Raw genomic sequence first — 15311 nt, forward strand, 5'->3', positions numbered from 1 at the left:
CCCGAATTATTCGCTTACCGCATAATCCGGGTCTCTGTGAGCATTATTGCGGGCTAGAGATATGTGTTCTGAATACGAAATTCAGACCGAGACGTGCAATTTACATTGCGTAAATTGCTTAGCTATATGATGAGTATTTAGCGTTTGGGCGATGCTCGACGCAATGTGTATAGAGTGTATGGAGAAATATTAAATTATGTGGCTTACCAATGTATCCATACGGCGGCCTATATTTATAACTATGTTCGTGTTGGCATTGATCGTGCTGGGAATTCAGTCTCGGTCGCGCATGCCGCAAGAATATAACCCGAAGGTCGACATTCCGTATATTACAATAACTACAATCTACACTGGCGCAGGTCCAAATGAGATCGAAACTCTCGTCACCGAGCCTGTGGAAAAAGCAGTTACATCAACCGGTAACCTTAAGAATGTCACTTCGACGTCTCAGGACGGTGTCTCAACCGTCATAATGGAATTCGAGATGGGTACGGACCTCGAGGCTGCAGCAGCAGATGTAAGAGACAAAGTCTCAGCGATCAGAAGCAACCTGCCGGACGACGCCGATGATCCAAAAGTCGTCAAACTGGACATCTCTTCAAGCCCTGTCATGATTATTGGACTTGAAGGCAATCTCCCATCAAAAGAGATGCGTATTTTAGCCGATGATGTCATTGCAGACAAGCTGGCCAAGGTGGGCGGCGTAGCGTCTGTCAACGTTTTTGGTGGCGATGAACGCGAAATCTCAGTGGCAGTAAATAAAGACCGTCTGGACGCATACGGCATCGGCATAGGTAAAATTGTCGAAGCACTCAAGGCCTCCAACCTCAACGTACCTGCCGGGTCAATCAAGGAAGGACCAAGAGACTACTCAGTCAGAACGGTCGGTGAATACAAGAGCGCCAAGGAGATTGAGAATACGCGAATCTATGTGGCGGCTTCAGGCTCAAACCCGGCGATGACTATCCGAGTGGGAGATATCGCAGAAGTTAAAGATACTGTCGCCGAAGCAGAGAGAGTGATTAGACTTAACGGCAAGCCTACAGTCATCTTTGCAATCCAGAAACAGTCTGATGCGAACACGGTCGATGTTGCCGACGGCATAAAGAAAGAACTTGCAGAGCTTCAGCCGCAATTGCCTTCGGGGGTTCATCCGGTCATAGCTATAGACCAGTCAACATTCGTTAAAGACGCTCTTCACGATGTAAATAAGAGCCTTATGGAAGGCATTTTGCTGGTTGTTGTAATAGTCTTCCTGTTCTTGCACACGGCAAGGGCGACATTCATTGTGGCTATTGCAATCCCGACTTCCATCTTTGCGACATATATTCCTGTCAGCGCGTTCGGGTTCACTCAGAACCAGATGGTCATGCTGGCACTCTCGCTGGTGGTAGGTATTTTGGTCGACGACTCCATCGTTATTTTGGAAAACATAGAACGTCACCTGCGCATGCGAGAGAAACCCAAAGATGCGGCACTCAACGGCCGTGCTGAGATTGGCGGAGCGGCCGTCGCCATTACAATGGTCGATATAGTCGTCTTCCTGCCAATTGCATTTATGGGCGGCATCGTAGGTCAGTTCTTCAGACAGTTTGGTGTCACGGTCGCGGTTGCAACGGCATTCTCGCTGTTTATGTCCTTTACTCTAACACCTATGCTTGCTTCAAGATGGATGAAGAGCGAGATGGACAAGGAACGCGATGAAGAGGATATACTCCGTCGTGTGGAGCTTGGCAGTGCATCTTTCAAGGACAAGCTCGATGTTATGGCCGGTAAGCTCTTTAACATCCTTGAAGGATTTCTGAAGGGTTTGGACCGCAAATATCTGGGCATTCTTGAATGGGCTTTACACAACAGGTTTTTGACCATTGTTATAGGTTTTGTGTCTCTTTTGGTGGTATTTTCGATGGTTATGCCGCTGCCCAAAGCCTGGGCAGGAACTGCAGCCATGAAGACAATGGCGCCAAGGGTTATCATTGCCCTGATTGCCCTGGGACTGGCAGCATTCGCAGCGGGTATAGACCGCAAAAGCAAGGGTATTGCACTCGGTTTTGGTATAGTTATGGCAGTTATTGCTCTGACGATATACCTGCCGTTTGGCTTCGGTTTCTTCCCGAACGTCGACCAAGGTCAGTTCAGCGTCACCGTAAGGACCGCCCCAGGCACTTCGCTTGTGGCTACAGATAGAGTGATTCGGCAAGTGGAAAAAATACTGGCCGATATGCCGGAGATGAAAACTGTTCATTATAAGGTGTCGGATGCTCGCTGGTATAAGCCGACTACATGGTTTAGCCACCACACAGAGACTCAGAAGGGTTTCTACTTTGCTGCATCGGGAACCAGTGGCTCCGGCGCAACGGGAAGCAGCGACACCGGTCCTCAATATGGATTTGTTATGGGCAAGGTGGTAGACAAGAACCATCGCAGTCGCTCCATAGGGGCTATAGTCGAATATATCAATAAAAAAGCAGCGGACATACCCGGCGCCGAGCTTATAAGTGCTTCTATTTCAACAGGCGTATCCGGTCCGACAAACAACATCCAGAAAGAAGTTCAGGGTCAGTATATGGACGACATATTCAAAGAGGCCAACCGTGTGGCGGCAGTTATGGAAAAAGTGCCCGGCGCGGTTGACGTCGATGTGTCATATAAACCCATTATGCCTGAGCGCCGGATCATTGTCGACAAACTCAAGGCATCAAAACTGGGGTTGAGCGTGTCAGAAATAGCTACTGCAGCGAGAACAGCCATAGATGGCAACGATGATGTCAAACTGCGAGATTCAGGCACTGAATACCCTATCCGCGTACACTACGTTCAATCGGAAAGAAACAAGACATCCGATGTAGACAACCTGATTGTTGCCACAAAAGATGGAGCACCCATCTATTTGCGTGATGTCGCCGACGTCAAATATGACCACGCGCCGACAAAGATCACACGCAAAAACAGACAGAGGGTAATATACGTAACCGCAAACATTGCACAGGGCTCCGAAATGGGCAATGTCAACCAGGCTATCGATATGGCTCTAAAAAAGGCGCCACTGGTTCCCGGCACATCAATAGGCACCGGTGGTTCCACTAAGATGATGACTGAGAGCTTTGGATATATGATCTCAGCACTCTTGCTGGCTATAGTGCTGGTATATATGTTGATGGGAGCGCTCTTTGAGTCATTCTTGACGCCGTTTGTAATTATGTTCAGTCTCCCGCAGGCTATGATCGGAGCGCTTCTGGCTCTGCTGCTCACTGGTAAATCTATGAGCATCGTATCAATGATCGGTATCATAATGTTGATGGGCTTGGTCACCAAAAACGCTATTCTGCTCGTTGACTATACAAACACTGTACGCAGCCGCGGAAAAAACAGACACGAAGCACTTCTGGAAGCAGGTCCGACCAGGCTCAGACCTATCCTGATGACCACCCTTGCCATGATCGGCGGTATGACACCGACGGCTCTGGCTTTGAGTCAAGGTTCGGAGACACGTTCTCCAATGGCAATTGCGGTTATTGGAGGATTAATCGTCTCCACACTACTTACACTGATCGTCATACCAGTTGTCTACACAGTGGTTGATGACTCATGGCAGGGGCTGCTTAAGATAATCGCTCCAAAGTCTCATAAGAAAGAACATGCAGCAGATACCGGCGAACTCGATCTTGAGCCTGTCGGGGTCGGCAGCGACGAGCAGTAAATTAGTATGGTCCATGGTTGCTGGAGTCTCATTTCTCAAAGTGTAATAAGGGTTTTGAGATTTCAGCAACTCCAGGACTGCTGTATTCCAGGCTGTCTAGCAGACCAAGCGATCCGGCTCGTTTGAGCGCCTGTACACGGTTCGAGACATGCAGCTTGGTATACAGGTTTGCCATATGAAATTCTACAGTCCTTCTGCTGCAAAAGAGCATGTCGGCAATCTGTCGGGCAGACATACCTTCGCCGGCCAGATACAAAATCTCTGATTCGCGCTTTGTTAGATATGGCATAACTACCTCACTCCTGTCTCATCATATTGCACCGACCGTATGTCTTGATGAGATTATACCCATAGTTGAGTCCGTTACACATACGTTTGAAGTTTTTTTGTCTGGAGGCGAGGTTGCACTAATACTGCACATCGTGATATAAAATAGGTAGTATAAGCTGTTCAAATCGAGCGCTTGGGTAAACCCGGCGCGCTTTTTTGCGCCTTGCCAAGGTGGTTAATATGCAAAATGTCGCAACAAATAAGAAAATTCTTTCTGGAAATGAAGCAATAGCTCACGGAGCATATGCGGGCGGAGTCGGAGTTGCATCGGCCTATCCCGGCACTCCCAGCACTGAAATTCTTGAGAACGTGAGCAAGTTCGAAGAAATTTACTGTGAATGGGCAGTCAACGAAAAAGTCGGGATGGAAGTTGTGATAGGCGCATCCTTTGCCGGTGCCAGGTCACTGACTGCAATGAAACATGTAGGTCTAAATGTGGCGATGGACCCGCTTATGACATTTGCCTACCTCGGGGCCAACGGCGGCATGGTTGTAGTCACTGCCGATGACCCGGGTATGCACTCTTCGCAAAACGAGCAGGATAATCGCAACATCGCAAAGTTCGCGAAGATACCAATGTTGGAGCCGTCAGACAGCCAGGACTGCTATGATATGGTCCAGGCTGCCCTTGACATATCGGAGCAGTTCAAGACACCCGTTTTGATACGCTCGACAACCCGTGTTTCTCACTCGTCCGGTGTGGTAGACCTCGGCGCTTTCGATAGAAAGCCGCATGGCGGTCTTAAGTATGAAAAGGACATCTCGCGGACTATGCCGGTGCCTCTCTTTGCGCGAAAGATGAGAGTTGCGCTTGAAGAGAAGCTCAATGCTCTTGCCGAGTATTCCGAGAAGAGTAAATTCCAGAGACTCGAACGCGGCGATAATAAGATAGGCATCATTACCTCCGGGATAGGATATCAGTATGTACGTGATGCGTTTCCTGATGCATCAATTCTGAAGCTCGGTATGACATTCCCGATCCCAAAGCCGCTCATTGGCGATTTTGCCGCATCGGTTGAGAAACTATATGTCGTGGAAGAGGGCGACCCATATCTGGAGGAACAAATCCTTGCGATGGGAATCAAGGTCGAGCAGCCGAAGGTCAGCCTCAGGATCGGTGAACTGAACCCCGACAGGCTTAAGGCTCTTGCTGCGGAAGCATATGGAAAACAGCCGATAAAACCTGCCGAAGCCATCGGTGATCTTCCTGCGCGTCCGCCGGTGCTCTGCCCCGGATGTTCTCACAGAGGCGTGTTCTATGCTCTAAATAAACTAAAAGCACTCGTGACGGGTGATATAGGCTGCTACAGCCTCGGCGCTTTTGCTCCGCTTTCGGCGATGGACACAACCGTGTGCATGGGCGCGAGCGTGGGCAATGCTCATGGACTGCAAAAAGCCCGCCAGCAAGGTAGAATCGCTGCAGTGCTTGGAGACAGCACATTCTTCCATTCCGGCATCACCGGCCTGCTCAATGTGGTCTATAATCGCGGCACCAGCACGGTTGTGGTGCTCGACAACCGCACTACGGCTATGACCGGTCACCAGGACAATCCAGGCACCGGACGCACTCTTATGGGCGATGAAACGACCGAGACCAGCATTGAGGCTGTCGCAAGGGGTATCGGGGTCAAGCGTGTAAAAACAATCGACCCATACGATCTTGAAGAAACCTATAATGTGCTCAAAGAGGAACTCGACGCAGATGAATCATCTGTCATTATCAGCAAGCGTCCATGTATTCTCGGCGCAAAGATAAAGACAGTCAGGCAGTTTAGTGTTGACCCGCAGGCATGCAAAGCGTGCGGGGCCTGCTTGAAATTGGGATGTCCGGCAATAGAACTTGCCGATCCTGAAAATATTGAATCGAAACGCAAGGCTCGAATAAATCCGGTATTGTGTGTAGGCTGCGGATTATGTGCGCAGGTTTGTAAGTTTGATGCAATAAAGGAGGTCACACTCTAATGGGAGACATCCTGAACATATCCCTTGTCGGCGTAGGCGGACAGGGAACACTGCTGGCGAGCAATATTCTTTGCCAGGTCGCGCTGCTTACCGGCAAAGATGTCAAGAAAAATGAGGTTCATGGCATGGCACAGCGAGGTGGGAGCGTCGTCAGCCAGGTGAGAGTAGGCACAAGTGTTCACTCACCAATGATCGCTGTCGGCGAGACCGATATTCTGCTCTCATTTGAAAAAGTGGAAGCGCTGCGCTTTGCTCACTATCTTTCGCCTGACGGCATAGCGCTGGTCAACGATCAGGAGATACGACCGGTGACCGTCTCAAGCGGACAGTCTCAATGGCCGGATGACCTGGACGGCAAGCTCAAATCCACTTTTTCAAAGTTGGAGCTAATTCCGGCTCTGGATATTGCGCGCAGTCTGGGTAATATCCGCGCTGTAAACGTCGTAATGATCGGGGCTTTGGCCAATCACACCGATATCTCGGATGATATCTGGCGAGAGTCTATCAGGCAGCTCGTGAAGCCGAAATTCCTGGATTTGAACCTGAATGCATATGACGCAGGTCGAAGTGCAATCTCTTGCAAATAGATACCTGTCAGTGTCAAGGGAAATTTCAGCCGTCGACTATAACGCTCGACGGCTGTTTGATTTCATCCCAGAAGTGGGCCGACCTGACAAGTCGGGTGGGATCTTGGGATGCATGTCCTCGGTAGCCCCGGATGCTCTCCAGCACGCCTGAAACGTCGGGCCAATTCAATCAGACGGCCTTACAGCAGCCAACCGCTTTATTCCCCGCATTCGTCTATATGACGCCTCAAGAATGAAAAGAAATCGGCAAAAAGTTTGCAGCAGGTGAGTCAGTTTCTCAATTGTTTGAAAGATTGTTAGTCATGACAAAACCAGGGTAAAACAACGCTGATTAACAAAAACATCCGGGATTTTACCTGGGAAGATAAAATCGGTGAGGCTTATGGATACAAGGGTTGAGCGATTACTAGACTACCATTCTACTTCCTCCACAGCACTTAACTCCGCTGTTGGTAAGGCGATCGACTACCTGATTGGCACCCAGCACAAGGATGGATGCTGGGTAGGCGAACTTGAAGGCGACACTATCCTGGAGTCCGAATACATAATACTTATGCGATTTCTCGGGCGCGGTGACGAAGTCAAGCTCAAAAAGGCGGCAGCATATATTTGCGAAAAACAGATGGAGTGCGGCGGGTGGTCTCTTTTTCCCGGCGGACCAGTGGACATATCTTCTTCGGTCAAAGCATACTTTGCACTCAAACTGACCGGCGCCACAGGTGAAGAAGAATATATGCTCAAGGCTCGTGAAGCAATTGAGAATGCAGGCGGCGTGTATGCAACCAACAGCTACACTCGTTTCTATCTTGCAATGATGGGCCAGATACCCTGGAATGACGTCCCTGCCGTCCCTGCAGAGCTGATGCTTTTGCCGAACCGGTTCTACTTCAACATATATGAAATCTCATCCTGGTCGAGAACATTCGTGGTGCCGCTGACCATAATCTGGGCACGCAAACTCACTGCCCACATCGACCACTCGCGCGGAATGCATGAACTGATAAAGCCTGAGCACAAAAAACGCAAACTGCAGAAGGGCGGTCTCTTCACATGGAGACGCTTCTTCTACACCGTTGACAGCGCTATAAAAATTGCAGAAAAGATAGGCTTTCTGCCATGGCGAGAAAAAGGCGTAAGACTGGCAGAGCAATGGATGCTCGATCATCTGGACCACAGCGCTGGGCTTGGAGCCATATATCCCCCTATTGTCTATTCGCTCATATCTTTGCGGGCGTTGGGATATGAAGACTCGCACCCCCAGGTCGAGCGCGCAATGGAAGAACTGCGCAGGCTTGAGATCGAGGAAGACAATACACTGCGGCTGCAGCCATGCTCGTCACCTGTATGGGACAGCGCCATAGCTATCAATGCGCTTGTCGACGCAGGAGTTGAACCGGATCATCCGGCAATCAAGAGAGCAGCCGAATGGATATTATCAAAAGAGGTGAAGCTGAAGGGAGACTGGCAGGTCAAGCGTCCTGATCTGGTACCGGGCGGATGGTATTTTGAGTTTGCCAATGAGTATTATCCCGATATAGACGACACAGCCATGGTGCTTATAGCATTGAAAAAACTTGGTGACATCGACGGTATGGATGGCGCAATCCGTCGTGGTCTATCTTGGCTGCTGGGCATGCAAGGCAAAGACGGCGGATGGGCTTCTTTTGATGTGGACAATAACAAGAGAGTCTTCAACAGCATTCCTTTTGCTGACCACAACGCCATGCTTGACCCATCCACCAGCGATATCACTGCTCGTATCATTGAGATGCTTTCCTTTTACGGCTTTGATAAAGACAGCCCAATAGTAAGCAGAGCCATCGACTTTCTTCGCCATGAGCAGGAGTCGGACGGCTCATGGTACGGCCGCTGGGGCGTAAATTATATTTACGGCACCTGGCAGGCAATAAGAGGGCTTACCAGAACAGGTATAGATCCTCACGACTATATGATCAGCCGGGCAGCCGACTGGCTCGAAAGCGTCCAGCATGAAGACGGCGGCTGGGGCGAGACATGTTTCTCATACTATGACCCATCATTCAAGAATCAGGGAGAAAGCACGGCTTCACAGACCGCGTGGGCTTTGATGGGTCTGATATGCGCCGGCAGAACCGACAAGGAAGCAGTGCAAAGAGGTGTTGACTATCTGATCCGAACACAGAACGAGCAGGGCACCTGGGACGAAAAGCCTTTCACCGGTGCGGGGTTTCCAAAGGTGTTCTATTTGCGATATCACCTCTATCGGCACTCATTCCCGCTGATGGCTTTGGGTATGTACAAGTCTGCGAAATGATTTTTTCTCACTAAATTACGAAAGAGTAAAAACACGAGATTTAGATGATTCTCTTTTCGGATCTCGTGCTTTCGTGGTTAATACCTTGTTCTTGGAGATTGAAGCTTATGAGATTTCCAATCGGGCTGTCGACTTCACTGGCAGCATATATTATTCGCAAGCGCCTGATGCGCGAAAAGTTCATACCCCTCGTTTTGATGCTTGAACCGCTGTTTGCATGCAATCTGACATGCTCGACTTGTGGGCGAATCCGTGAGTATAAGGGGCTTGCATCAGAGATGATGAGCCTGGATGAATGTCTGGGGTCGGCAGACGAATGCCCGGCGCCAATAGTATCCATATGCGGCGGTGAACCGCTTATATATCCGCGAATAGTCGATCTTGTAGGGTCATTGATGGATATGGGCAAATATATCTACCTGTGCACAAATGGAGTGCGGCTGGCTTCGGTAATCGGCAGCCTGCGTCCATCACGGCGGCTGCAGATAAATGTGCACATTGATGGTCCACCCGATGTGCATGACCATATCGTCGAGAAAGAAGGCGCATTTGAAGAGGCATTTAAGGGAATATTAGAAGCGTCACACAGGGGTTTTCAGGTCACTGTAAACACTACAGTTTGCAGGCAGACCGATATGAGCCAGATAAACTTGCTGATGGACAAACTCGCTCGCGCCGGGGTCAGCACATTTATGCTCTCTCCGGCATATTCCTATGATTCGGTGGAATCTCAAGAACAATTTATGGACCGCAGTGCCGTTCATGAGAAATTCAAAGATATCGACTATCTGGCCTCTCGCCACCGCCTTGCTGACTCCCCGATTTACTTGGAATATCTGAAAGGCCACCGCGAGCTTGAGTGCACTGCCTGGGGCAACCCAACCCGCAATATTGCTGGATGGCGTTCACCGTGTTATCTTGTTGCAGATCAGCACTTCTCGCACTATAAGGACCTTATCGAAAAAACCGACTGGGACTCATATGGAGTCGGCAGGGACCCGCGCTGCAAGAATTGCATGGTTCACTGTGGTTTCGAGCCTACCGCAGCCCTTATGATCAACAGACAGCCGGGAGATTTGTGGAAAATGGCCAAATGGAGCCTTGGATTTAATATTTAGTATTTGGGATTGAGTATTTGGCTGGGAGCGTATGAAAAGAGTATTTGTGACAGGTGGGACAGGATTTATAGGCGCGCATGTGATCAGAAAACTGATCGAGCGCGGCAATCGCGTTATCGCACTTGTCAGGCCATATGGCAACCCGACACTGCTCAAGGGTCTTGACGTAGAAAAGTATGTGGGTGACATCACAGACTTCGATTCAGTCTATGCGGCGACGGCCGGAGCAGACGAAGTATATCATATTGCAGCAGACTATCGGTTGTGGGCGCCGGACCCACGTGAGATTTATTACAACAACCTCGGCGGCACGCTCAATGTATTGGAAGCGGCGCTACGCAGAGGAGTGGGCAGAGTCGTCTACACCAGTACGGTCGGATGCCTTGGAGTTCCAAAAGATGGCTCACAAGGAGATGAAGATACACCGGTCACTCGCGAAGAGCTTGTTGGTCATTACAAAAAGTCCAAGTATGACGCTGAACGAGTTGCCCTTGAATATGCGGGCAAAGGGCTGAACATAGTGATCGTAAACCCGAGCACTCCTGTCGGCCCTGGTGATGTGAAACCGACACCTACCGGCAAGATGATCCTTGACTTTATGAAGGGTAAGATGAGGGCATATGTGGATACCGGCCTGAACATTATATCCGTCGATGATGTCGCTGAAGGTCACCTTCTGGCTGCTGAAAAAGGCGTCACTGGAAGAAAATATATACTGGGCAATAGAAATCTTACCCTCAAACAGATTTTCGATATCCTCGCCGATGTCACTGATCGCACGCCTCCATCCATGCACATACCACATTGGGTCGCACTAACCGCCGCTGTCTGCAATACTGCTTATTGCGGGATGCTCGGCAGAGCTCCCGATATACCCATAGAAGGAGCGCTGATGGCACGCAAGAGGATGTTTTTCTCATCAAACCGTGCCGCCGCAGAACTCGGGCTCCCACAAAACCCGGTTGAGGATGCACTGGCCGCATCAGTCGAGTGGTTTTCGACTCATGGCTATATGGAAAAGCCTTAGCATACTCCCAACGAAAAATCTCTACTTTGCCTTTGCTATCCGGCTTGTCTCTATGGGTCCCGGACCAATGCCATCCTTACTGCCTGCCCCGACATTTATCGTCAAAAATAACAGTAGATAAATTGTGACATACATTGCGATGGTCGCACGGAGCATAAACTTTACAAACTGTGGTTTGAACTGACGCGACCATTCAAAAAGAAACACAGGCAGAAATATTAGCAGAAGCTTCATCATTATGAATGTGCCTATGCCATATTTCAGATAGAACGACATTATCGGGTTGCCTTCTGATGCTTTGTTTGTATTTATAAATAGTAGCGTTGCCACCAAATCAAACGCACAAATGGCAATCAGTACTATGCTCTCTTTTGTAATTGTCATAACCCCACTCCAGATCACTCATGGTAGTTATTCCCGTTATTTATGCGTTCGCACTATGAGTTTATCTGTCATCAGGCAACATGTTTGGAGGTGCTGAAAAACTGACATACTGGTTTTGTTGTTCAATCACTGGTTGCAAGTGGGGGCACTTGAGATGCTCAAGATACACGGGCGAAAAGCTGGAATTGCTTTTTTGACATTGGCTGCGGCAGTAATGCTTGTATGTCTTTTTGCTTTGATACAGGTATATGCAGGTCCGGGAAAAAGAGATGCAAACACAATTACCAGCCCCTGGAATTTCTCCAACGCACCGCCGCAGAGCATAAGTAGGAATAATGTCAGAATAGTCTCAGGCAGAAACTTATCTTTTCCCGGCCACACAGAACTAATAGGCAAAACAAAGAACAATTCAGGAGTAAGGACAGCCAGCACTGCCTCAATGTTCCATTGAAGGCTTGAAATGAGGATTATCAGTTTCAACAGTGTATTTTATGTACTCTTCACGTTCCACTGCGGTGCATGTAATGACATGTAAATCAAGGAATAGCATATTAATACTCTTGGTGTCCCTGATGTTAACCCAGCTTTGGGGAGTCAGATCAGTCCACGATTTTTTGGGAACTCGACTCCCACCATGGAAATCAAACCAGTAATCGGCCAGGAGAATATCACGCCTGTGATTGAGCCACTCACAAGGTTTATAAGGACATGGCTGTGTCTCTGATTTATCCAAATAGTTGCTCCCAGGTAGATATGCGGTAGGGCCTGGATACATATAACTGGAGCCGAAGTTGTACCAATAGGGCTTGTCCAGATCCGCTTCGCCGGTCCCCTTGAGAATATCCCCATAGCATACCCAGAGACGTTTTGGCATCCTATCACATGGGTACTGCTCATGACCAGGAGAATCGGGCATCTCACCAGGTTCCGGTTGAGCTGGAACATATCTAGGAATCAGAGGTTTCACAAACAAGACCCAAGGGTTTCTATATAATTCGGGTGACTGCGGAAGGCCATAGCCCGAGTTATCATCCATATAGCAGGTAATCGCTGCACCAAGCTGCTTTAGATTGGATGCACACGTGCGCATTTTGGCGGCTTCTTTTGCCTGCAGCAGTACAGGGGCAATCATGGCGGCAAGAATAGCGATGATCGCTATTACCACCAGCAGCTCCACCAAAGTATAGCCGCGAATTTTCATCATTGAATGCGACTCCATTTTGCAGGCGACAAAATCCACTGTGGGCATGACCGGACATAATTGCCCACTAGTCGGTATTCTACACTATAATTGTCAACCGTGCAATTGGTCGAACGTTTTAGGTTTGCTAGTTCCGGTGTATTACGAGGAAGTAATGCCAAAGAACTAGAAATTTAATATTGTGCGGCCTTGACGAAATGCTCAAGCAGGTATATGATTCCTGCATACCTAAGTAATACATGACTAGCATTGCGTAAATACTTTGCTACAGCATAATCAGCATTTTAGCACAACTTGTGCTCAAGTCAAGTAGCTATGGAGGCAAGAAAGTGGACACACCCGTGGCACGGCAGCAGACACAAGAAAGCGTAACAGTTCTTATAGCCGATGATCACGGCATTTTGAGAGAAGGACTCCGCGGCCTGTTGGAGGAATATGATGACTTGGTGATTGTAGATGAAGCCACCAATGGTGCGGAAGCAGTTGCCAAAGCCAAGGAGTTGCAACCTCAAATAATGCTGTTGGACCTGATTATGCCTGAGATGGGCGGTGTCGAGGTTTTGGAAGCGTTGGCTGCACAGGCTCTGCCGACAAAAGTTATCGTGCTCACCGGCGCCGATGATGACGAGCTTCTGGCACGGTGCATAAAGAGTGGGGCGCAGGGCTATTTACTGAAAGATGCAGCTTCCAACCAGCTTGTGGACGCAATCCACACAGTTGCAAAGGGTGGGTGTTGGCTGCCCACCGATTTGACAGAAAAGCTGTTTAGAGGTATGGCAAAAAAATCAAATGGGGGAGATTCAGCCAAACTTTCGCTGCTTACTGCACGTGAGATTGAAGTGCTCAAACTTCTTGGCGAAGCCAAAACAAATATGGAAATTGCAGACCAGTTGTTCATAAGCGAACACACAGCAAAGGTGCATGTCAGCCGGATATTGGAGAAACTGGGTCTGTCAACGCGTTCCGAAGCCGTAAGGTTCGCAATTCGCAGCGGGGTTGTACAGGCTTAGTTTATGAAAGCCGGAGGAGTCTACAGTCTCAAACTGGAGAGGTTGTCGGTTGAACGACAGCAATCAATCATCAGGATTTTGCTGTCTGTTACAACGTCTCTGTTGCTGCTCAAGATATATATCGATCAGGGACCGAACCCTGAAGATCGTCTGATTTCACTCGACTGGGTAATTATCCTCACCGCAGTTTTTCTTGTATACAGCATCCTCGCCTGGTTATTGCTCAAGTTGCGTCCCGACCTGCTTAAAGAGGTGATGCTAGCAACCAGCATTTTCGAGGTTATTTTAATTGCATTTCTTATTCGTATGACTGCCGGAACGAGCATTCCTTTCTACCTCTGGTATTTGTTTTACATTGTGAGTGTATCCACGCGATATGGCCGCCAGTATGCCATTCTGGCTCTTGCAGCATGCATTGTATCATTTGTTGGGGTTGTTTCAATAGCTTCGGGATCATTTACAGTCATCGTCCCTGCTGTGCTGGGTTTTACCTGTTTTTTACTTGTGCTGGGATTTATGTTTGGACAAATATCCGAAAGGCAGATCAATTACCAAGCCAGCCTGTCGGTTGTCAACGAGTTTCGTGCAGAACTTGCCGGTATGGCGACATCATCAGAGATCATAGGCTACCTGCTGTCACAAGTTAAGGCGCTGCTTAACGTCGAGAAGGCATGGTTTTTGCCTGCGAAGAGAGGATCGGACGGTTCGGAAGCAATCGGCCTGCGTTCCATGGGTGCAGACCCAGTGCTGCTTTCCACCTTCCGCGAAAGCGGAGATGAATGGAATGTGGAGGCTGTCCTAAGGGAGCAGCGGCCCATATTATCCAATAACCTTTCAAAGGACACCTCCCTGCCCACCGGAGTATCGGCAAAGCTGGGTTTAAGACATCTCGCAGCAGCGCCTATGATGGTTAGAAGTGTGCCGGTGGGTGTTGTCTATGCCGCCAACCGTAAGGATAAACCCATGGTCTCGTCCGACTTGCAGATACTGGAACTAATAGCAACGCAGGCTGCACCGGTTGTGGAAAATGCTCTATTGTGGGAACGCCTGCGCGAAGCGGCAGCCTCTGAAGAACGCCTGAGGATCGCGCGAGACCTGCATGATAATTTTCTGCAAACACTTGCCGCCATTAAACTTCATCTGGAAAGATGCAAGATACTTGTTCAGAAAGATTCCGGCAGGGCAATTGAGGGAATCGATAAAATCCACCAGATTGCCACTCGTGGTCTGGCCGAGGTTAGAGTTTATCTTTCAGAGTTGAGACTGATGGGACCGGAGCCGAGTCGCTTTAGGCAGGCGATAGAACGAGCGTCTGCAGATGCAGCAGCTAAGGGCGGTTTCAAAACTCACCTCGATATTCATCTTCCGGATGAGGTAATGCCGCCAAACGTTGCTCTTGCGGCATTCCAGGTCGCACGGGAGCTGCTGAACAATGCCGCGGCTCATTCAGGCGCTGAGCATGTCGAAGTCCGTGTTTATATGCAGGAAGAAAAGTTGTATATCGAAGTCGAGGATGACGGCAAAGGTTTCGATGTCCCACGTGTCCGGGCTGAGAAAGCGTCTGAAGGGCATTTAGGACTGGTGGGAGTCGAAGAACGCACTCGGCAGTCGCGCGGCAGCCTTGTAATTACAAGCGAGCCGGGAAAAGGCACTATTGCCACCGCCACGCTCACTATCTGACCAAGCCGCATTACAACAA

The 15311-nt window shown here is 49.2% G+C and carries 12 protein-coding genes; 9 read left to right on the forward strand and 3 right to left on the reverse strand.

The features are described from left to right. Positions 1–196: 196 nt before the first annotated feature. Complete coding sequence (locus tag LLG46_09490) at positions 197–3700, forward strand: efflux RND transporter permease subunit (GenBank protein MCE5323530.1); 3504 nt, start codon at positions 197–199, stop codon at positions 3698–3700. A 28-nt stretch (positions 3701–3728) separates the two neighbouring features. Here the strand turns inward: LLG46_09490 and LLG46_09495 are convergent, their stop codons facing one another. After that, a complete protein-coding gene (locus LLG46_09495) occupies positions 3729–3989 on the reverse strand; it encodes a helix-turn-helix transcriptional regulator (GenBank protein MCE5323531.1) in 261 nt (86 codons plus the stop codon). 221 nt (positions 3990–4210) lie between these two features. Between LLG46_09495 and iorA the strand changes: the two genes are divergently transcribed. The 5 genes from iorA (at position 4211) to LLG46_09520 (ending at position 11017) form a co-directional block, all read left to right on the forward strand. Then, a complete protein-coding gene (iorA, locus tag LLG46_09500; protein MCE5323532.1) occupies positions 4211–5992 on the forward strand; it encodes an indolepyruvate ferredoxin oxidoreductase subunit alpha in 1782 nt (593 codons plus the stop codon). Further along, positions 5992–6579, forward strand: a complete 588-nt coding sequence (locus LLG46_09505) for an indolepyruvate oxidoreductase subunit beta (protein ID MCE5323533.1) — start codon at positions 5992–5994, stop codon at positions 6577–6579. Before iorA ends, LLG46_09505 begins: the two co-directional genes overlap by 1 nt. A 382-nt stretch (positions 6580–6961) precedes the next feature. Next, positions 6962–8872 carry a squalene--hopene cyclase gene (shc, locus tag LLG46_09510; GenBank protein ID MCE5323534.1) on the forward strand — a complete coding sequence of 637 codons (1911 nt, stop codon included), beginning with the start codon at positions 6962–6964 and terminating at the stop codon, positions 8870–8872. 107 nt (positions 8873–8979) lie between these two features. Continuing rightward, complete coding sequence (hpnH, locus tag LLG46_09515; GenBank protein ID MCE5323535.1) at positions 8980–9990, forward strand: adenosyl-hopene transferase HpnH; 1011 nt, start codon at positions 8980–8982, stop codon at positions 9988–9990. 31 nt (positions 9991–10021) lie between these two features. Then, complete coding sequence (locus LLG46_09520; GenBank protein ID MCE5323536.1) at positions 10022–11017, forward strand: NAD-dependent epimerase/dehydratase family protein; 996 nt, start codon at positions 10022–10024, stop codon at positions 11015–11017. Between the two features lie 21 nt (positions 11018–11038). On the opposite strand, the gene LLG46_09525 is transcribed toward LLG46_09520, so the two are convergent. Continuing rightward, positions 11039–11401 (reverse strand): DUF5658 family protein, encoded by a 363-nt coding sequence (locus LLG46_09525; GenBank protein ID MCE5323537.1) that lies wholly within the window; start codon positions 11399–11401, stop codon positions 11039–11041. Between the two features lie 154 nt (positions 11402–11555). Here LLG46_09525 and LLG46_09530 point away from each other — a divergent pair, with 154 nt between their 5' ends. Then, positions 11556–11852, forward strand: coding sequence for a hypothetical protein (locus tag LLG46_09530; protein MCE5323538.1), 297 nt, complete (start codon positions 11556–11558; stop codon positions 11850–11852). Here LLG46_09530 and LLG46_09535 read toward each other — a convergent pair. Then, the gene (locus tag LLG46_09535; protein MCE5323539.1) at positions 11838–12605 is read right to left on the reverse strand and encodes a prepilin-type N-terminal cleavage/methylation domain-containing protein; all 768 of its coding nucleotides are present in this window, start codon (positions 12603–12605) and stop codon (positions 11838–11840) included. The two genes, LLG46_09530 and LLG46_09535, sit on opposite strands and share 15 nt — an antisense overlap. A 326-nt stretch (positions 12606–12931) precedes the next feature. Here LLG46_09535 and LLG46_09540 point away from each other — a divergent pair, with 326 nt between their 5' ends. Together LLG46_09540 and LLG46_09545 are read left to right on the forward strand one after the other, a co-directional pair. Beyond that, entirely contained in the window at positions 12932–13612 is a 681-nt protein-coding gene (locus LLG46_09540) for a response regulator transcription factor (protein MCE5323540.1), read from the forward strand. A gap of 3 nt (positions 13613–13615) precedes the next feature. Beyond that, on the forward strand, positions 13616–15292 hold the full coding sequence (locus LLG46_09545; protein ID MCE5323541.1) for a sensor histidine kinase: 1677 nt from the start codon (positions 13616–13618) through the stop codon (positions 15290–15292). Positions 15293–15311: the final 19 nt, after the last annotated feature.

The sequence above is a fragment of the bacterium genome (genome assembly GCA_021371935.1).
Taxonomy (GTDB): domain Bacteria; phylum Armatimonadota; class UBA5829; order UBA5829; family UBA5829; genus UBA5829.

Coding starts and splice junctions, on each gene's coding strand:
- LLG46_09545 (MCE5323541.1), top strand. CDS start 13,616: ATGAAAGCCGGAGGAGTCTACAGTCTCAAACTGGAGAGGTTGTCGGTT.
- LLG46_09495 (MCE5323531.1), bottom strand. CDS start 3,989: ATGCCATATCTAACAAAGCGCGAATCAGAGATTTTGTATCTGGCCGGC.
- shc (MCE5323534.1), top strand. CDS start 6,962: ATGGATACAAGGGTTGAGCGATTACTAGACTACCATTCTACTTCCTCC.
- LLG46_09530 (MCE5323538.1), top strand. CDS start 11,556: ATGCTCAAGATACACGGGCGAAAAGCTGGAATTGCTTTTTTGACATTG.
- LLG46_09505 (MCE5323533.1), top strand. CDS start 5,992: ATGGGAGACATCCTGAACATATCCCTTGTCGGCGTAGGCGGACAGGGA.
- LLG46_09520 (MCE5323536.1), top strand. CDS start 10,022: ATGAAAAGAGTATTTGTGACAGGTGGGACAGGATTTATAGGCGCGCAT.
- hpnH (MCE5323535.1), top strand. CDS start 8,980: ATGAGATTTCCAATCGGGCTGTCGACTTCACTGGCAGCATATATTATT.
- iorA (MCE5323532.1), top strand. CDS start 4,211: ATGCAAAATGTCGCAACAAATAAGAAAATTCTTTCTGGAAATGAAGCA.
- LLG46_09535 (MCE5323539.1), bottom strand. CDS start 12,605: ATGATGAAAATTCGCGGCTATACTTTGGTGGAGCTGCTGGTGGTAATA.
- LLG46_09490 (MCE5323530.1), top strand. CDS start 197: ATGTGGCTTACCAATGTATCCATACGGCGGCCTATATTTATAACTATG.
- LLG46_09525 (MCE5323537.1), bottom strand. CDS start 11,401: ATGACAATTACAAAAGAGAGCATAGTACTGATTGCCATTTGTGCGTTT.